Origin of the sequence: Sphingobium sp. D43FB (assembly GCF_002312805.1) — a bacterium.
In the GTDB taxonomy this organism is placed as follows: domain Bacteria; phylum Pseudomonadota; class Alphaproteobacteria; order Sphingomonadales; family Sphingomonadaceae; genus Sphingobium.
Genome location: NZ_NMUA01000029.1, coordinates 1 through 18,677 on the forward strand (window position 1 = coordinate 1; position 18,677 = coordinate 18,677).

At 59.4% G+C, this 18,677-nt stretch carries 12 protein-coding genes and 4 pseudogenes; 7 read left to right on the plus strand and 9 right to left on the minus strand.

Going from position 1 to position 18,677, the window contains the following annotated elements:
- The coding region (locus tag SxD43FB_RS19015) for a transposase (protein ID WP_141249545.1) at positions 1 to 374 on the plus strand (374 nt) is incomplete at its 5' end.
- 477 nt (positions 375 to 851) lie between these two features.
- Here SxD43FB_RS19015 and SxD43FB_RS25360 read toward each other — a convergent pair.
- Positions 852 to 1,544 carry a hypothetical protein gene (locus SxD43FB_RS25360; protein WP_176482843.1) on the minus strand — a complete coding sequence of 231 codons (693 nt, stop codon included), beginning with the start codon at positions 1,542 to 1,544 and terminating at the stop codon, positions 852 to 854.
- Positions 1,545 to 1,579: 35 nt separating this feature from the next.
- Positions 1,580 to 2,560: pseudogene (locus tag SxD43FB_RS19025) on the minus strand (IS66 family transposase); the annotation flags it as partial.
- Positions 2,561 to 2,666: 106 nt separating this feature from the next.
- Here SxD43FB_RS19025 and SxD43FB_RS19030 point away from each other — a divergent pair.
- Positions 2,667 to 4,592, plus strand: a complete 1,926-nt coding sequence (locus SxD43FB_RS19030) for a S9 family peptidase (protein ID WP_176482844.1) — start codon at positions 2,667 to 2,669, stop codon at positions 4,590 to 4,592.
- A gap of 254 nt (positions 4,593 to 4,846) precedes the next feature.
- Here SxD43FB_RS19030 and SxD43FB_RS19035 read toward each other — a convergent pair whose 3' ends face one another.
- Positions 4,847 to 5,284, minus strand: a complete 438-nt coding sequence (locus SxD43FB_RS19035) for an RES family NAD+ phosphorylase (protein ID WP_255245809.1) — start codon at positions 5,282 to 5,284, stop codon at positions 4,847 to 4,849.
- Here SxD43FB_RS19035 and SxD43FB_RS19040 point away from each other — a divergent pair.
- From SxD43FB_RS19040 to SxD43FB_RS19060, 4 genes and pseudogenes are all read left to right on the plus strand, one after another.
- Entirely contained in the window at positions 5,277 to 6,410 is a 1,134-nt protein-coding gene (locus tag SxD43FB_RS19040; protein ID WP_141249546.1) for a hypothetical protein, read from the plus strand. The two genes, SxD43FB_RS19035 and SxD43FB_RS19040, sit on opposite strands and share 8 nt — an antisense overlap.
- Positions 6,411 to 6,508: 98 nt before the next feature.
- On the plus strand, positions 6,509 to 7,129 hold the full coding sequence (locus SxD43FB_RS19050; RefSeq protein ID WP_096063569.1) for a S26 family signal peptidase: 621 nt from the start codon (positions 6,509 to 6,511) through the stop codon (positions 7,127 to 7,129).
- A pseudogene (locus SxD43FB_RS19055) lies at positions 7,096 to 7,671 on the plus strand (conjugal transfer protein TraH); the annotation flags it as partial. The gene SxD43FB_RS19050 and the pseudogene SxD43FB_RS19055, both read left to right, overlap by 34 nt.
- Positions 7,664 to 10,630, plus strand: a pseudogene (locus SxD43FB_RS19060) (conjugal transfer protein TraG N-terminal domain-containing protein); the annotation flags it as partial. The pseudogenes SxD43FB_RS19055 and SxD43FB_RS19060, both read left to right, overlap by 8 nt.
- Here SxD43FB_RS19060 and SxD43FB_RS19065 read toward each other — a convergent pair.
- The 3 genes and pseudogenes from SxD43FB_RS19065 to SxD43FB_RS24900 all read right to left on the minus strand — a co-directional run bounded on the left by SxD43FB_RS19065 (position 10,614) and on the right by SxD43FB_RS24900 (position 12,203).
- On the minus strand, positions 10,614 to 11,057 hold the full coding sequence (locus SxD43FB_RS19065; protein WP_096063539.1) for a hypothetical protein: 444 nt from the start codon (positions 11,055 to 11,057) through the stop codon (positions 10,614 to 10,616). The pseudogene SxD43FB_RS19060 and the gene SxD43FB_RS19065 sit on opposite strands and share 17 nt — an antisense overlap.
- A gap of 321 nt (positions 11,058 to 11,378) precedes the next feature.
- Positions 11,379 to 11,571, minus strand: a pseudogene (locus tag SxD43FB_RS26015) (IS630 family transposase); the annotation flags it as partial.
- Positions 11,572 to 11,846: 275 nt separating this feature from the next.
- On the minus strand, positions 11,847 to 12,203 hold the full coding sequence (locus tag SxD43FB_RS24900) for a PilZ domain-containing protein (RefSeq protein ID WP_141249547.1): 357 nt from the start codon (positions 12,201 to 12,203) through the stop codon (positions 11,847 to 11,849).
- A gap of 449 nt (positions 12,204 to 12,652) precedes the next feature.
- Between SxD43FB_RS24900 and SxD43FB_RS19075 the strand changes: the two genes are divergently transcribed.
- Positions 12,653 to 13,594 carry a class I SAM-dependent methyltransferase gene (locus tag SxD43FB_RS19075; RefSeq protein ID WP_096063541.1) on the plus strand — a complete coding sequence of 314 codons (942 nt, stop codon included), beginning with the start codon at positions 12,653 to 12,655 and terminating at the stop codon, positions 13,592 to 13,594.
- A 268-nt stretch (positions 13,595 to 13,862) separates the two neighbouring features.
- On the opposite strand, the gene SxD43FB_RS19080 is transcribed toward SxD43FB_RS19075, so the two are convergent.
- From SxD43FB_RS19080 to SxD43FB_RS19090, 3 genes are read right to left on the minus strand one after another with little or no spacing between them, the layout of a single operon-like run.
- Positions 13,863 to 14,894, minus strand: a complete 1,032-nt coding sequence (locus SxD43FB_RS19080; protein WP_328804735.1) for a glycosyl hydrolase family 8 — start codon at positions 14,892 to 14,894, stop codon at positions 13,863 to 13,865.
- Positions 14,860 to 15,309: a hypothetical protein gene (locus tag SxD43FB_RS19085; protein ID WP_235955233.1), complete on the minus strand. Its 450-nt coding sequence runs from the start codon at positions 15,307 to 15,309 to the stop codon at positions 14,860 to 14,862. Before SxD43FB_RS19085 ends, SxD43FB_RS19080 begins: the two co-directional genes overlap by 35 nt.
- A gap of 11 nt (positions 15,310 to 15,320) precedes the next feature.
- A complete protein-coding gene (locus SxD43FB_RS19090) occupies positions 15,321 to 18,647 on the minus strand; it encodes a cellulose biosynthesis protein BcsC (RefSeq protein ID WP_255245810.1) in 3,327 nt (1,108 codons plus the stop codon).
- Between the last annotated feature and the right edge of the window lie 30 nt (positions 18,648 to 18,677).

Sequence of the window (18,677 nt, forward strand, 5' to 3'; positions counted from 1 at the left end):
AGGGCCATTTGGTTCATGCGGTGATCCATACCGCCGACATTCAGGACCGCGACGGCGCGCCGCTGGTCCTGCGTGAAATCATCCACCGCTTTCCATGGCTGCGCCATGTCTTTGCCGATGGCGGCTATGCTGGCGACAAGCTCAGGGAAGCGCTCCGGCGTACCGGCAAATGGACTGTCGAGATCGTCAAGCGATCCGATGTTGCAAAAGGCTTCGTGGTTCTTCCGCGCCGCTGGGTCGTCGAGCGAACACTCGCTTGGCTGAACCGCAACCGTCGGCTCGCCAAGGACTTTGAACAGACCATCGCATCGGCAACTGCGTGGCTGTTCATAGCTTCCATCCAGCTATTCGCGCGTCGCATCGCAAGACTATGAAATTTCATCGGATAATTATGAATCAGGCTCTTACCAGCTTCGATTGCAAGTTCGGGGATTGAGATATACTTTGGGACGACCCCTTGCCGAGAAAGGTAACCATCCCAGTATGAATAACGACGCTTCAGCGGATCGAGCGAATCGACGAAAATCGCTACCTTTGAGTCAGGTCGTATCATGCTGTGTCCTCGCGTACGATTATTCGGCAAGTGCGATTACTAAGGCATCTCAGATTGTTAACCGTTTTGTAGCTAAATTATCCAACAGGTAAAGGCAGCTTTCGACGATAGCTGCTATTTCTGTAATGTCTTTCAAAAGGCCGGACCTGGTCGCTTTGCGACCGGCAGCTTTCTCGCTCGAAACCAGACGGACTGCTCATCGGCGATACAGCCCAAACCGATAGCCGGCAACGGCGGCGCGGGGTGGATGGGGGACAGTCGGCTTTCAGTATGATCGTATTGAATAACCGACAACTAGCTATGCGGTTGGGGCTTCAACGTCATCCGACAACTTTCCACGAACCATCATGATCGACAGTGCCGAGTTTGCCTGTTCGCCAATTCTCATGGGCCACGCACTTGTGATCAGTTCCTCGTCTGTCACGTTCCGACCGGTACAGGATGCTGCGCGATCCATCAGGTCGAGCACTTCCGTCAGGGCTTCGCGTTCTTCTGACGATAGAGCAGTGTTAATCGGCAATGGCGGTTTATCGGGAAACACATTCCCTTGACCATCCAGGGAGGCGGTCTTGAGCAGCTGGGTTGGACGCCTGCTTCGCGACCCAATGAGATCACGCTGTTCGAAATCGATGCGCGCGCTGGCTTCGACAAGCCCGCACGCCTTACCAATACAACCATCAAGCGCGGGATCGAAGGCTTGCAGCAGGAGGTGCAATTTTCTGCAGCCACGCCCACGCAACTGCGCAGCGCATTTCGCCAGAATGCGATTGGCAACACATGGCCGACCATCGAGGATGTTCAGTGGCGCTATGACGCCAAAGCGCAGGCCAGCATATTGACCATCGTCGGCACCGGCACCGTCGACTGGGATGATGACGGTAATGGCGTAAAGTCGCTCGCATTGCCGGGTGGTGGTTTCAACCCGCCAGAAAGGCGGATACGCGCCAAAGAGCAGGACCAGGCACTCCCATTCTACAATAAGCGTACGCATCCGATAGCCGCCGCGAGTTGTCGCGGTGCGGGGGTTCAGGCGGCGATTTCTTCGGCGGCCTGCTGCTGAGCAGCTTTCCAATGCCAAGGGAGGAGTTCGTGAAGGCGGTTCTGTGGGATGTCGGCGATCCGTGCGAGGACGTCGGTGAACCAGGCGAGCGGATCAACGTCGTTGAGCCGAGCCGTGCCGAACAGGCTGAACATCATCGCGGCGCGCTGGCCGCCGCGGTCTGAGCCCACAAACAACCAGGCTTTTCTTCCCCGGGCAACGCTGCGCAGCTGGCGTTCCGCGGCGTTGTTCGAGAGGCAGATCCGGCCATCGGCGAGGAAGGTGGTGAAGCCTGCCCAGTCGTTCTGAAGGTAGGCGATGGCCTTGGCCACGGCATCGTGACGAGAGAGCTTGCTGCGCGTCTCGTGCATCCATGCCTCCAGTTCGGCAACGATCGGAGCGGACAGCTCCTGGCGAACGGCCAGGCGCTCGGCGGAAGGCTTGCCGTTGATGTCGCGCTCGATGACAAAGAGCCGATCGATGATCTCGAGCGCCTCGGTTGCCAGCGGCGAGATGAGCGGCGCGGTGCCCTTTTTCTTGTTGCGCTTGAGCTGCTGCCGGATGTCGACGAGCTTGAAGAATTCCCGGCGTGCATGAACCCAGCAATTTGCGCGCGTCATGGGCTTATCCGCCCAGCCTTCCGCGAACAGGGCATTGAAGCCGGCATATCTGTCGACCTGGAGAATACCGGTATAGCCGGCCAGGTGGGCGCGCGGATGCTCGCCCCTGCGATCGCTGGAGTAGTAGCACAGCGCCACTGGCGGCGCCGGGCCGCCGAACGGGCGATCGTCGCGCACATAGTCCCATATCCGCGCCACGCTGGTTTTCAGTTTGGCCAGAAGTGGAACGGTGGTGTCGTCGGCATGCAGGCGGTCAGCGGCGAGCCCATGAGCCTCCAGCAGCAGGAACAGGGGTTTCACCGCCACGCAGATCGCGCCGATCTGATCGGCGAGCGTCGAGAGGCTCAAACGACGGATATTGCGCCTCGCTTTCCCATCCGCATCCGGCTAGCTTTGGTTTCAACAAGAAAGCGGCTGACAAGCCTGCCAGTTCATTCGAGACGCTATGGAGCACATGATGCGGGCCCTTATCCTTTCATTGCTGCTATCGAGCGGTGCCGCAGGAGCAGGTGCGGCGCAAACCCCTCGTCCTGAGGACATTGTCAAGGCCGAGCCAGTTTCGCTCGCGCCTACACAAGATGGCAAACTCGACGTCACCCGTTTCCTGCTTGTACAGAGCCCGCGCGGTGCAGCCCTCTCCGCGGAAGGGACGCACATTGCCTGGATCAGCGACATCACCGGTTCGCCCCAGATCTGGACGATGCCCGTAAGCGGCGGCTTTCCAGACCAACTCACCTACGGATCGGGCGTAGACTGGCTGGAGCCCGGCCCATCGGGGCATTGGCTGTACGGCGCTGATACCGACGGAGACGAGCGCATTGGCATGCACCTACTCACCATCGACGGAAACAAAGAGCGGACAATCGTTGAGAAGTCGCCAGCGTTTCGCAGCTTTGGTGCTTGGAGCCGCGACAGGCGCCGCTTCGCCTATTCCTCGACCGAGCGCAACGGCACCGACTTCGACATCTACGTGACGGACGTCGAGACCGGCCAAAGTCGGCGCGTTTATGATGGAAAGGGAGGCTTTTACGCCGCCGCATGGCAGCCAGGTGGTGATTTGATCGCGGTTAACGAGACCCGCGGGGGTGGTAATAACCTTCACCTGCTCAACGCCGCGACCGGCGAGATGACAACCGTTTTCGAGCCGAAGACTATCGCCGAATACAGCTCTATCGCATGGAAGCCCGATGGCAGCGGTTTCTATCTTTCGACCAACCAATCCTCAGACTATCACGAGATCGCTTTTTATGATGTAGGCCGGGCTCGGCTCGAAACGATAATCAAGCCAGGCTTCGATGTCGGTCAGATCGCGCTCAGCCCCGATGGCCGCTACCTGGTCTGGACCACGATCGAGACTGGGTTCAGCCGTCTGCACGCGCGCGACTTAAGCACCGGCCACGACATCCCTGTGCCAAAACTGCCCTCAGGCACTATGTCTGTCCAGTTCGCTGGGGAGCGGCCAATGCTCCTGATCAGTGCAAACAGCCCGACTACGGCGGGCGAAGTGCTTTCCTGGGATATGTCCGCAAAGGATGTCGCCGCCCGTGTTCTGGTGCCGACCGATGCGCCCGGGCTCGACCTGTCGCAGATGGTGGTCCCAGAGCCAGTCCGCTTCGCCGCGCGTGACGGGGCACCGCTCACGGGGCTCCTGTATTTGCCGACGACATCGCCCGACGGCCGCAAGCCGCCAGTGTTCATGCGTATCCATGGCGGCCCCAGTGCTTATGCTACGCCAGGCTTTTCGGCGGACATCCAATATTATGTCGCCCGCGGCATTGCGGTACTCGACTTCAACTATCGCGGTTCGACGGGCCAGGGGAAGACGTTCGAGCAGCTGAATGACCGTGAGAAAAAGGTCGACGAGGTCGGAGATCTGGCCGACGCGGCGGAATGGTTGCGCAAGTCGGGCCGGGTCGATGGCACCCGTATCGCGGTCGGTGGCGGCTCTTATGGCGGCTATCTCACCAACCAGGCGCTTGGCACATATCCCGACATGTTCGTGGCCGGCGTTTCTATCGTAGGCGTATCGGACTGGGTAACAGCGCTTGAGCAAGCCAGCCCCGGACTGAAGGCCGCTGACAAGCTTGAATTCGGTGATATCGCAGATCCCAAGGTCCGTGCCTTTTTCGCCAAGCTGTCGCCGATCAATAACGTAGCCAAGATTTCCACGCCGATGCTGGTCATGCACGGAGCGAACGACCCGCGGGATCCGGTCGCCGAGAGCGACCGTTTGGTGGAGGGCATTCGAGCCAATGGTGGAACCGTCACCTATCTGCGCTTCCCGGACGAAGGACATGGTATCGCCCGCCTTGCCAACCGCGTTCACGGGTATCGCCGCATCGCCGCCTTCCTTGAAGATCGTTTCGGTCTGAGTCGCTGATCAGCCAGGGCCAATAGTGCCATCCCGCCGACAAGTAGAGAAGCGTCCTGCCTGGCTTGGACAAGGTGCAGCAGCCTCCTTGCGGCGCGGCAGTCCAGCACGATGGATGCGGACTTGTAGCAGTGTCCTTACCAATATCTCGGCGACAATGGGCCCAGCGAAGGCTGCCTGAAAGCTCGTAGACAGGCCGTGGAAGATCACGTCCATCGGCCTCCGAGACTGGGCGCACGGGTTCTGATCAATAAATCTTGGTATTAGACCTTCTCGATCTCGGGCTCTGGTTTCCCACGCCACGTCATTCGATAGACATTTCCTTGCGCAACAGATTGGACGGCATGAGGGAACAGAGCTGCAATACAGGTTCCACCTTCGTGCCGCACCGAAGGGTAAATGATGCCGTTCAAGCCTCGTGCCCGAGCCGCGTCGGCAAGTGCATTGCCTATCGGATAGCCGATCGCTTTTTCGGGATGCAGGCAAATGTGGTCGCTGTGCGATCGTAGATCGACGAACTCTCCCGCAAAACTCGCATAGAGTTCGGCATAGTCGACGACCGCTTCGTAGAGGCCAGCGAGCGAAAGCACCTCCGTCAAATGGTGACGCACTTCGGCAAGACAGGTTTCTAGTTCGAGTGCCGCGTACCATGCTCCGCGCGCCGCGCCGTTGAAGCGGTTCGGCTCGCGGGGCTTGACCATCACGCGGCCAGAAGCCGACGCGATCATCAAGCGTTCGACTGGTGGCTATGCGACCGCCCAGTCGGGACCTGCGCAACTGGCCTTCCTTATCGGCTCGCCGACCGACGATTCTCTCAAGGGCGGGGCATGCAGCATCTTCGATTTTCGCATGACACTCGATGTCGGCGAAGCCGATCGCCTGCGAGCGGTCAGGCTTGCGAGCTATTTTGCCGATGACTGGGTGCAAATACGGGTGGACGGAACGCTGGTCGCATCGGGCCCCACAGCCTGGACCGGTATGGGACCACCTCCGGGCAAATGCGAAAAGCGCAGTAGCTTTCATGCAGCGCCCGAGCTGGACATCAGCGCCGCCATGACGACGGGCCCCCATGAGATATGGATGCGCGTTGCCGTGGGGAACGAGGGTGAAGCACAGGCAAGGATCGTAGCTGACCTTGATCTTGGCTGCCGGGCGAGCGAACGGATCGTCGACCTGTGTGCAGGGATCGCAGGTCAGCAGCAATGCCGCCTGCATGATGAAACCGTAGATGACGTCGTCACTTTCCGGAATGGCGCAAGGACCGGCCTTGCCCCGCTGCCCCAGACCCGCACGCTCGGGACGCCCGCTTGCCAGGTTCAGATCACGCGCGACTTCTTTCGGCGCGATCGCCGCTATGCGTGCGCGATAGATACCGCAAGCCTGCCTCCGCCTGACCTGACGCGCGGCGCCTACATTATCGATCGCTCGACTGAGACCCTTCTGGCCGACCGGGCGCGCAGCGCCGAGGGCAGTTACCAGGAGAGCAGCCGCCCCTTTGCGATGCCCGATCGGGGCGCGGTTGCGGCCTGCGAGCCCATCTGCAAGACGCGCAAACTGCGGGTGAACAGTGATGTAGCGCCAGAAGGCGTGGTGGGATCACTTCAGAACGACCCGCAAGGTTGGGACGTCTTCTACCATAGTTGCACGTCGGATTCCCTTTGTCCGGCAGGTGAAGGCGAGGAACTGGTGTCGGCCTGCGGCTGCCTCGACGATTTCCCCGAAGCCGTCGCCATGATGCAGACGGTCCGCCTCGCTGGCGCCGACCTTGCCCGCGCTCGCCATGATCGCAGGCGACCCGACCAGACCCTATTGCGAGCGCGAGGATGATCCGCCCGCGCCCGCCGCCCATCTTGTCCTTGGCGACGCGGCGCTGTCGGGGCTTCTTGAAGAATATGGCCGGATTGGCGGCGGAAGGGAGGTTCGCGATGCTCAAGCTCGCCTTTCATCTTGGTAAGGCCGGGTCGATCCGTCTCGCAGCGCTTCCGCGCGAGGCAGCAATGGCCCTTGGCGGGGCGGTTGCCGATCAACCGTCAAGCCCTCGCCGTCTGTGGATCGCCAATGCCGTCATCCTTCCGCTCACCTGGATGATCTGGTTCGCCCTTCAGCACTGGGTTCTGGTGATGAGCCCATCGGTCAATGCGTGGGTTGTGCGACCCGCGCCGGGCTTGATCGCAAAGGGCGACCTTGTCTCGTTCGACCTCGTTCATCCGCTTGCAGGCCCGGTGCCGGTGCGCGTGACGAAGCGGGTCATGTGCGTGGGCGGAGAGGATCTGCGCCAGATCGCACTTCCAATCGACGCCAGACATCGCAATGCGCGATCTGCCTATTTGTGCGATGGCAGGCTGGTTGGCGTATCCCGGGCATTCGGGCGCAACGGACAAGCCCTCGCGCCCTATCGGTGGGGCGATCACCCTATCCCACCGGGACAGGTCTATCTTGGGTCTGATCATGACGACGGATTCGACAGCCGCTATTATGGTCTGGTCGCGATCGAGCGTCTCACACGTATGGAGCGGGTGCTGTGGATGTTCATAACGACTATCTGATGTCGCTCACGCTTCCCAAGGTGAAAGCTGGTTGCGGTGGTATCGACATGTTCCTTGGGGGCATGTCCTTCCTTGACCCGGACTATCTGGTCCAGAAGCTCGAGAGCATCCTCCAGGCGGCCCCGGCCGTGGCGTTCCAATATCTGCTCGAAACGCTCGACGAGAAGATGGGGAACATCATCTCGAAGATGGAGGCGGCCACCAATTTCCTCAATTCGATCCAGGTCAACGACTGTCGCCTGGCCAACCGCATGGTCCAGATTGCCCGGGGAGACGATAATATGTCGGGCATCATCGAGGAGATGACCGGCTACAAATCGGTGAAAGAGGGATTTGCCAAAAGCTACCAGCAAAGCCGCGAGAAAATTCAGTCCAACGGCAACAGTCCGACCGAGGATCTCAAGGACGCGCTCGCCAACTGCCCGGCCGAGGTTACCGACATCTTCAGGACCGGCTCGCTGCTCGCCCATGCCGCCCAGCGCGTGGGCGCGGGCAATTGGGCGAGCGTGATGCGCGCACGGGTCGGCGACGTCTATCTCCGGGCGGCTTGCTGAACCTGCGCTTTTCGAAGCCTATGCGCGCCAGACCTGCACGCGGACCGGTTTCAATGTCGCAGATGCCAACCAGTTTGCCCGCTGCAAAAGCCAGCTGGGGGAAATGGGCCAGATGATGATGGGCACACCGCTTTCGCTTCAGGCCTTCATGACCGACATCATGCTCGGCAACGCGGTAGGTGACGTTCTTTTCGAGGATTCGCCCGCGACCGCGGCGCGAGTGATGGCCAATCGTGCGGTGATGTCGAATGGGCTTTCGACCATGTCGGCCGTCAATGAATGGATGCCCACGATCCGGGCGACCATATTTGGGATCATGCTCTTCATGGTGCCGGTTGCCCTGCTCTTCGTGTTGACCCCGATCAACCTGCGCGTGCTCTCCTATGCCTTTGGTCTGTTCGTTTTCGTCGCATTGTGGGGCGTGATCGACGCGGGCATCTATCAGTTGACGCTTGGCCGGGCGATGGACGTGCTCGCCGAGATGCGCGCCAATCATGTGGCGGCCAATGCCTGGATGCTTGCCCCTTCGTCGGCCATGAAGGCACTGGCGATCTTTGGGACCTTCCGGACGGCGGCAGCGGGTCTTGCCGGCGCATTCGTGTTCACCGTCTTTCGCTTCTCCGGGAATATTTTCAGTTCCCTGACCGGCGGTTCGGCCAGTATCCAGGCCAGCGCCGCTGGCGCAGGCGCGCCGATGGCCACCAGCGAGGGCTATGCGTCCGCCCTTGAGGCACAAGGCGCGGCGATCGGGACGGGTCATCGCAGGTCGGCCTCTTCCAGTTTTGGCGATTTTGGCGAGCGTGCCTCCTTCTCCTCCTCCCGTTCATTTGGGCAGGCAGGCTCGATCATCGGCGAAGGCGTTCGCGGGGTGCCGGGAAAGACCGCCCTTGCCCTTGGCGGCATCGATGCGCAGCGCGAACTGGGCGGCCTTGCGCCGGCCCTTGCAAAAGGCGACCTGACAAGTCCTGCCACAGCTCAGACCGTCCGGGCGAATGCGGCCACTGCGGCCATTCACCAGTTTGCGCAAAAAGATGCTCTCAGATCGCTTGGCACCCGCTATTTCGGCGAGGGCCAGCAAGGCGAGCAGGCCCTTGCGGCATTCGCCCAGACCATGGTGCAGTGGAAGGCTTTCGGCGATCAGAATGCCTATGCGATGATGAAACAGGCGGCGACGCGCCATTTCGAGCGCGGGGGCTACAATGCCAGGGATGCTGACCTCAAGGCGGCGAGCGTTATTGGGGAGGCGTCGGCAGATCCGACCTTTGCCAAACTCATCGCAAATGCCTGGGATCAGGAACAAATGCTCAGAAACGACCTCACCGGTGCCCAGGTCCAGGTAGGCGCGATGGAAGGCCGCCGCGACTTCGCCGGCGATAGTATTGCCGGGATCGAGCGGGTCAACGTCTCCGCCGAACAGGCGCACCGCACCGGTTCGAACCAGGGGCAGCGCGATGCCTCTGCCATGCTCGGCCTGCCGCTGCAGGAAACCAGTCGCCGGATCGCCTTCATCAATACTCTTTCAGGAGAGGCGCGCTCGTCGGCCATCACGCAGCTCGCCCGGGCCACCGGCCGGAATGAAGCGCAGGTCGAAAGAGCTATGGCCACTTATTCGGCCGCAACCCAGCTGGGTACGGCCGACGGCGCAACCTCTGAAGCGGCGAGGGAAGGAACAAGCGTCTATGGCAGGGCGCGCGAGAGTGCTGGCTATGATTTTGCTGAACGGGCTGGCAAGCTCGACGCCCAGCGCGAGGTCGGTCTTGACGGAACGCGCAGCGCAGCGCGGATCGGCGAGCAACGACGGCAGTCGGAGAATTTCGGCTTTGCGCAAGGCGCCGCAGCTGCGGGGGCCTCGACGCGCGAGGCAGCCCGCCTCGATAGTTTCATCCGGACGCTCGCCGACACGTCGGGCAACCAGGTCGATATGGCTGAGGGTGGAGCAAAGGGCGTCGCGGATCGCGCGGGCAATGCGCGGATGACCTCGATCGTTGAGAAGGAGCGTCTTTCCCGGATGCAGGGACTGCTGCGCGCCAACGGCATCGACTTTACAAAGCGGCAGATCGCGATGGATCAGAATGGCGACTTCGCGCTCAATCTGACGCCCCAGGCCGCAGCCCAAATGTGGAAGGCCGGTCTTCTCAACGAAAGTCAGCTCGGTGCCGTCGCCAATGGCGGCCATGCGCGCTTCAGCCTCGCGCACAACGACCTTTTGGTTTCCAGCAGCGCACGGTTCGAGCGCTCGGCTCGCAATGACACGAGCACGAGGTTTGAAGCTGGCAAGCAAGCGGGTCCCGATACCATCGAACATTTCATGGGCGGTGGCGCGGAAGGGCGAGAATCCATGGCAAACTGGCTACGAGGCGGGTTCGAGATGGACCGAAAGGGCCAATGGCGGCTCAAGCCGCAGGTAGCCGACACCCTTCAGCGCGATGTTCAGGCAATCATGGTGCAGACCGGATGGCAGCGATCCATAGCGCGGAGTGCACAGGACCAGAACAGTTTCAGTATAGCTGTCCAGGGAGAGGTATCGGGCGCTAGCGAGAATGCTAGCTCTCCTCACAAAGCCGGACGTCACCGTACAACGGGGAGAGCCGGGGGAGCTCTGGCGATATCCAGTTCGGAAGCGGGAAGCACAAGCGAAACGGTTACCAGCGGTCTAAATATAGTCAATTTTGACGTCCGCCAGGCGATAGCGAACGCGGAGCGATCCGCATCCCGTTCTTCTTCGCCACATCACGCATTCTCAACGGAATTGTCCGAACAAATTCTCGGGAGAGACGGATTGCGTAACAGCTATTTGCGTGACGCTGACGGCGGCCGTGGTACGTTAGACATCAATGCTCCGATGACGTCATTGGAGCAATCATCGTTACTTTCTAAAGGGCGCCTTTCTACCGATCCGGCGGGCGGGCTGTCCGATGGCGACGGGTCTTTCAAGACCCGTGACTGATCTGCGAGGCGTTCAACGGATTGAGCGCATTTTCGGACCATAAGAGACCAGATCGCGGATCAAGCGGATCGATTTCGGCTCGAAGGCCGGAAGGACCAACTGGTCTGTAAGATAAATTATCTTCGAATACGCTGTCACAAGTGCCGTCAAGCTGACCGTCAAGATGCTGCTTAAGCCGATGAAAGCCAAGAATGAGGAGCATGAGGGGCGGGAAGAATGCTACCGTCAAATAGCCCGCAAGCCCCGGTTCGTTCAGCCACCTGAGCCAATCCAATTTGGAAGACATAGCTTTCGCGGCCCAGAAAAGGGTGGCAAGCGCCCACCAAATTTTGGGCAGCCGCGACGACCATACCCAATCGCGCATGCCATCAAACCGGACGGGCTCAGACATATCCGATTCCGCCCTATCCTCGGCCTCGTTCGTCATGTCGGTCCTCCATACGCCAGATATCCAGGAAATACCGGATATTTGATGCGATTTCCTGCCTGCATCCCCCCTTCCCTTCCCTCGCGTTCAAGGTGGATGGAGAAAAAATGCCTCGGAAACCTATGGCATCAATCAGGCGCATCTGCGCTGGCTCCACACAGATGCGATGATCCATCGTCACGGCACTGGACAGGCCTGGTCGTTGATGGCTATCGCGCCGCCATGAGCATCGTTGCAACCATCATGAATTCGGTCACCGGCCAGCCAATCCAGAAGATGACCTTCGGGCGGCTGCCAAGCGCTGGGCGACCTTCAAGTCGCCAGCGTGATGGTTTTGATATGGCCATGCGGACGCCCATGCCCCATCGCTCGCCTTTCGCGCAGCGGCCAATGCGCGGGTGACATTGGCGTCGGCCCCTGTCTCGTCGATGAAAACGAGCCGTTCGGCTCCCAAGTCGATCTGACCGTCGGACATCTCGTGAATTTGATTCAGGACGTCGGGCCGGCCTTGCTCGGTACGCGCTGGACGGAAGCTTGCGATTGCAAGTATGCCACCCGGGCTTTTCCCGGCAAGGCGAGAATGAGATATGAAGCTGCTGGTCGTGTTCGAAAACCGTCGTCTCGCAGCGCTACCAGCACCAAATTTGCCTTAAAAGCCGGCGTGCGATTGCGGCGCGTTCGCTTTGTCACCTCGCCTCCTGATCCGCAGAGACCCTCGCCGCATTCAGGCATGCTGTCCACTTAATCCTCTGCCCGGGGCTCCTCAGGCCACCTCTGTGAACGCAGCATTCATGCGTATCGGTCCGGCATTATGCGTGTGATCGTAATGGGTAGTGAACCGCGCGCAGCTATCGGTCGAATGGCATGCGTCCGGATGAACGTTACTGGATCGACCCGCTGCTCAAGCAGTACACCGCACTTTTCGCGCCCCAGCCAGATTACTCTCGCGCACAGTTCCAAACCCTCTGCCACCAGCGTCATAGGCGTTCCGATCGGTGGAAAACAGCTGCCGCTAAGCTGTGCGCCATAGATTGAGATATTCTTGATTGTTGCAGCTTCGCATTTTCCGTCCCACCAAATAAGGCAATCGACATCGATGGCCGAGCGCGGCTGTTGGCGGCGTTCGTTAGAGAGTATGTCGTCCATTATTCAGCTTTCCTGTCGCTACATCCTTCTCAAACATTGGTGATAATCAATAGTGATCAATGAACCGATGAGGTAATTTTTTCGTTCACCAAAGCCAACCACGTGAACATTTTTTGGTGTTCCGCGGATATGCCGCCGAATGGCAATTTCGCTGTAGGTGACATGATGATATGAAATTTTCTTATGATTGGCGTGTGGCTAATTAATATGTAAATATGCCTCGTTATTCTAGTAATAGTCGTTTGAATCGATCTTTTAAACATTTTATTATAGCCATGTAGAAAGATGGGTGATACTATAATTTCTTTATTATATCTGAACGGCATCACTGGACTAAAGATGCGCTTGCCCGTAGGCAGCAAGTGTCGGTTTTTCGGATATCGGCGGCTATGAATGCTAGCCTCATCCACTTTCAATAACGGTGGAAAGAACTGGGGGAATGGAACAACATGAAATTGCAAGCTTCAACGCGCTCCAATTCGTCCTCGGGCGGCGTTCCACTATTTGAGAAACTGAAGTACACCTGGCAACTGCTGAAGTTCCGTATCAGCGAGCCCGGTGCCATGGATTTTGCAATGCAAATCCGCAACGAGGTGGCCGGTGTTGCCGCAATTTACGAACGCGAAACCGGCAAGCCTGCGAGCCAGGCGCGCGTGTTGGAAATTGGCTTTGGACCGCGCCCACAGCGTGCCTTCGGCCTGACTGGTTTTTTTAAGGACGTTACTGCGGTTGATCTTGATGCCCCGGTGATGCGCCTCAGCGATCTGGTCCGTGTGTTCCGTAAGAACGGCCTCGAACGCGGAATCAAGAGTCTGGCCCGCTACGCTCTGTTCGACGCCCGCCAGTGGTCGACTTTCCACAAGGTTCTAACCGAAAGCACCCCGCATTATCGCCCCGATGCGGCCAAACTGGTGGTCGGCAATGCCGGCGACCACGCCACTTGGGATCAGTTTGGCGGCGCGATAGACATTGTGTTCTCGACCGACGTGTTCGAGCACATCCTTCCAGCCGAACTGGAAGTTCTTCTAACCACAATCCGCAGCCGCTTGGCGCCCGGGGGCATCGTCGTCACACGGCCGGTGGTGTATACTGGCATCAGCGGCGGTCACGCGGTATCCTGGTACCCACAGAATGTCGATGCTCAGACCGACGGCACGACGGCTTGGGGCCACCTGTTGGACCCGGACTTCACGATTAACACTTACCTAAACAAGCTAACCCGGCGCGACTTCGTCGAACTGTTTAAACGTGTCGGGTTCGAAATCCGGGGCGATTTCGCGGAATTCGGCCGGATGGGCGAACAGTGGATGACTGAAGAAAGACGCGCAGCCTTGGCGCATTATGATGATTACGAATTGTTTTCGAACCGGGTCGAGTTTTTGTTGCGATAGCTTAATATTTGCATTCTATATGATCAACACATTGTTACCAACCGCAAATGCACATAATTAATATTACGATTTTAGATTTCAGTCCCATCCCAGCTGGCAGGGAGGCAAATCTCAAAATCAATCCAATAGCCGCGCCCCGGCGCCAATCGTCCCGGGATGATGCATTCCTTCAATACCATATGCACGTTGACCATCAATATAACGCTGTATCAAACTGGTAGATAGTAATCCAATCTCCCGTCGAAAGATACAATAGCGTTACTGTAAATCAGGGAAGGAAGCGCGCGAGCATCTGCAACACTGCAGCATAATAGTCTGCGCTTAAGTCCAATGGCTCCTGCAGCCCGAGCGTGCGACTTGCAACAGCCATGCCGCCCGATGACAATGCATAAGGTGCCTCCTCACCTGACTCGACGTCAATCCATGCCGGGATCGGCTTGCCTTTGCCGACATAAGCTTGCCAAAAGTTCGCGACAGGTGCCAGCAAGCTGGTGCGCCTGCCCGATTTTGCATAAAGAGGCACGCGGATGGCATCAAATCCAAACCGCGCTGGACGTCCAGAAGCGGGCGACACGATGGCAGGCCCGCTAATATCTATCCAGTCGGTCGGTAGGTGCAATGGCCCAAAACGTGAAGCACTGGCGATCGCTTCACTGTCAGCGATGACTTTACCCCATACAGCATCGCCATCCAACAGGCGAAAGGCATCGAGCGCGGGCCAAATAAAATAAGCGGGATTAAGTGTAACCGCGTCAGGCTTCACGAACCCTTGTACCCCTGGCAACAGCAGCGATCTGCCATAACGTTCGAGAACAAGGCTCGACCTTATCGCACGCCGGATCTCAGCCGAGCGCGACGCGTAGGAAGGGTTCTTCCATTTGCGTGCGGCGTCGGCCAAAGCCCAGGCAATAAAAATATCACCGTCCGAAGCATTATTCTGATCACCTACGGGATTTGGCTGGCGCGGATCATATCGCCACGCATACAGCCCGGTATCGCGATTTGCCAGATTAGCCTCGGACCAGCGAAAAATGGTATCGAACGCGGCTTGATCCCCTCCCCGCAGTGCCAAAGCCATGCCATAGCCCTGTCCTTCGCTATGGCTGATCCCCCCATTGCCGTTATCGATAATCCGTCCCGAGGGATCGAGAAATGCAGCCTTGAAATTTGGCCAACTGATAGCGCCCGCCACGATTTTGCTGCCCCCCGCCTGGGCGCAGCCAGCCGTGGCCGCGAACAAAAGGCTCAGGCAGGCGGTGCGTCGATCAACGCCCATGACGCAACTCGATTTGGCCTTCATGCGTGTGAACTATCCAAGTCTTTAGTTGCGGGCCACTGCCCAAAGTACGGAACCACCCATCATAAGCGCCTTCGAGGATAGCGTTTTTGACGTCTGGCCAATGACCTTCGAGATCGCCTTCCAATGCGTCGGGCATACCATGATGATGAACGATAATGCCTTCATCATCCATCGATAACGACGCTTCTCCCCAATGCATAGCGTGCCAGACCCGATTAATCCGTTGCGTCAACGCGTCAAGGTCAGAGATATCCTCCACTGGAGCGAGGGACGCGATCCTTTTTCCCACAGCAACATAAAAGCCTCGCGCTTGCGCTGCCGTCGCACTCTTGAAAATCTCGCTGGCCGTCAATGCGGTCAGGAGAGACAGTCCAGCCACATCGGGCGCATGCGGTGCTGCGATTGGCGTTTCCATGAAGTCCTCTCTCATTTTGCGCCCCCTAATGACTGTCTGATGCCGATCAACGATTTGAACTCGTCATATGTCCCGAACGTGTTGATCCCAATCTCGCCCCCAACACGCGTGCCAGGAGACACGCGGTAATAGATTGATCCATCTGCAGAGAGAGCAAAGCCGGTCTTGCTGATGCTATCATAGAAGGATCGGACGTCGCTATTTCGAGCCTTCAAGCTGTCGAGAAGACCCTGACCGGACGGATCGGTGGGATAGAGCGCCACCTGGTCCTGGCTAAAGGATTGATAGCCCGGCGCGGCATTGGCGCGGATCTGCAGCTTGTCCTTTTCATAGCTGTAGCGGACCGGGAAGCTGACGCTGAGAAAGCTTTGCGGGCTGAAATAGCCGCCATGACCAAAGGTGAAGAAATTCTGGTTATTGTCGAAGCTTTGATAGTTGACGTTCACGCCCCCGGTCAGCACCGAATGATCGCCTCGATAGAAAGGCATATAGCCGCCCAGATTGACCTGCACCCCGCTGTTGCGGCGCACATTCGTCCCGTCATAGCGACTATAGGCGGCATCGCCATAAACCCCCGCTCCCTCACGATCATAGGAGAAGGACAGTCCGCCGCCCGTCCGCATCACCTGCCCCCACAATTGCCCCGTTACCGGATCGCGCGTACCGGCATAGGATATGACGCTGTCAGTCACAGCTTTGCTTTCTGCCCATAGTCTTGCCGTGGCGTTAGGCGAGAAACGCGGACTGATGGCGGCGCGCCAGGTCACTTCTGTATCTTCAAAACCAAGCGGAGTGACGCCCACCTCAAGTTGCAGGACCGGGCTCGTGTAGCTGGCCGAGATCGCAACGCCCGAAGCATGCTGCGTCGCAGCCTGCGTCAGGGAAGCTTCCTCTTCATCGACGATAGCCTGTGCCTCGGCCGTGCCGTTGCGACCAAAGCGCGCGAGTGCCGACCCGGTTGGACGCCCGCTGTCGAGTACGACCGCATCGACCTTTGCTCCAATGCGGCCATTGCCAAGCCCTGTCGAAATTTCGGCCGAACCGGTAACCTCCTTGAGCGCGCTCAGTCCGGTTTCGCCCGACCGCTCGCGATAGCCGGTCTGGACATCGGCCCGCGGTCCCGAACGCCGTGTCAAAGCATTGATGTCGGTCTGGATGGAGGCCAGAACCGGATCGCTGCTCACCATGCCATAGCTGTCGACTGATGGGCTGCGGCTCTCTTGGGCCCCGGAACCTTGCCATGCCTGTCCGGGAAAGGCTGTCGGGGGACTAGCGGTGACTTGATAGGGAGCAGGCTGCTGTCCCGCATTGTTCGCGCTCTCGTACGCCTGATCGCGATAGAGGGGCGCAGGCGTCGGCACGGCGATCGGCATACGCGCACCCCCTTGAAGAGCGAAGGGATTGATGGTCGGCGCAGCGGCCGCGGGCGCTTGATTGCGGAACGGATTATTGCCCTGCATGTTTGCCGCAAAGGGGTTGGCCGATGTCAGTTGGCCACCACCGCTGTTGGACTGGCGCGCATATATCTCCCTGGCGCGCTTGAGATATTTGACGGCTGCCCCCTCATCGCCGCGGGCCTGTTCCATGCGGGCTGCGGCCATGTAGATTTCATGATCATCGGGTGCAACCTTGATCGCCCGGTCTATCGCCTGCCGTGCCAGCCCCTTATCGCCCGCCGCACCGGCGGTCTCGATGAGGCCGATGAGCGCGCCCTTATTGTCGGGCGACTGTGCCAAAATCAGCTGATATGTCTGCGCTGCCTGCACATGCAAGCCGCCTGACTGGTATAAGCGCGCGAGCGCGGCAAGCACTTCCTGATTGCCAGGCGCAGCGTTCCAGGCTGCCTGCAACTGATCGAAGGCAGGCGCATATTGGCCGGCCGTACGCAACCTGTCGGCCTGCGAAGCGGCCATGATGCCGTTCAGGCGCGCAACCGTGCGTTGCCCATCCACAGAAGTCCCCGCCATCTGCGTTGCGCGCTGCACAGCCGCATTGGCAAAGCCGTCACGCCCGGTCTTGGCAAGCACGCGCACAATGGGCTCATAGCCTTCGGCGCTGCCTATCTCACCCGCCATCGCTTGCTGCGCCAGTGACGCCGCCGCTTCGCCGTCGCCCAGTTCATATAGGGCATCGGCGATCGCAGCTTGCTTGACGGCAGGCATGCCCGGCGTCGCGCCCAATTGCCGCAGCACCGCCAGCGCTTCGCCTTGCTGCCCTTGGCTCGCCATCGCCTTGGCACGCTCGATGGCGCTGTCGGTTTTCAGGCCGATCGCGAAGTTGCGCATCTGGACGCTACGCTGCGCTTGCGGAATACGCCCGATGAGCTTGTCGGCTGCTGCCAGACGCCCCAGATCCGCATTGATCAGCGCGGCTGCGTAAAGCGAATCTGGGGTTGCCAGGTTCGTGAGCGAATTGATCTGGGACTCGGTTTCTGGCAGCCGCCCCTTGGAGATCAGATAGCGTGCAAATTCGTACCGGATCCACGGATCATTTTGATCCAGCAATAAGCCCGCTTGAAATTCCTGCTCGGCCCTGAAGTCGTCTCCCTGAGCGGCCGCCTGAAGGGCCCGATCGCGCGCTGCCCGGCTGCGCAAACGATTGCCACCCTCGGGGCTGCCTTCGCTAGCCTGACGATAAATATCGGCAGCATCGGCATAACGGCCCTGCCGTTCATAAATCTCCGCCAGAAGCTCAAGCGCGGGACCACGCTGGGCAAAGCCCGATCGGGCGAGACCCTCTGCCTGGGCCTGGGATTGGTCGATCCGGCCATCAGCCAGCAACGCGCGGGCATCTGCCAGCCCTCCATAGAATTGAGCCGACGCCAACGCCTCGCTCCATTTGGCCGGCCCGCCCAGTCGCGTGGCCTGATTGAGCAAATCTCGCGCTTCACCAAAACGCCCCTGGCGCAAACGCACCAGTCCAAGACCCCCTTGTGCATCCGCGTCGCCACGATTGCGGGAAATCGCGCGCGTGAACAGCTCTTCGGCCACATCCAGTTGATTATCATCGAGCGCTCGAAATCCCGCTGCGCGGGCGTCATTCCCGGTCCGCGCTGGTTGCGCGACGCGTGGCGTCGGCTGCGCTGGCTGCGGCGTAGCAGCAGGCCGGGCGACAATGGCGGGCGTTGGAGCCGCAGGCTTGGCATTTGTGCGGGCACCCTGACCAGCCAGACCACGACGCGCTTCCCCATTGGTAGGATCGAGGAGCAGTGCCCGGCGGAAGGCTTGGTTTGCCAGATCCTGCCGTCCCTTCGACTGCCAATATTGTCCCTGCTGGATCAGCGTAGACACACCGGGCACCTCGGCCTGTGCCCTCGTCGGAACGATGGTTGTGGCCATTGCTGCGGTCAAAAGCAGTCGCAGGGAAAG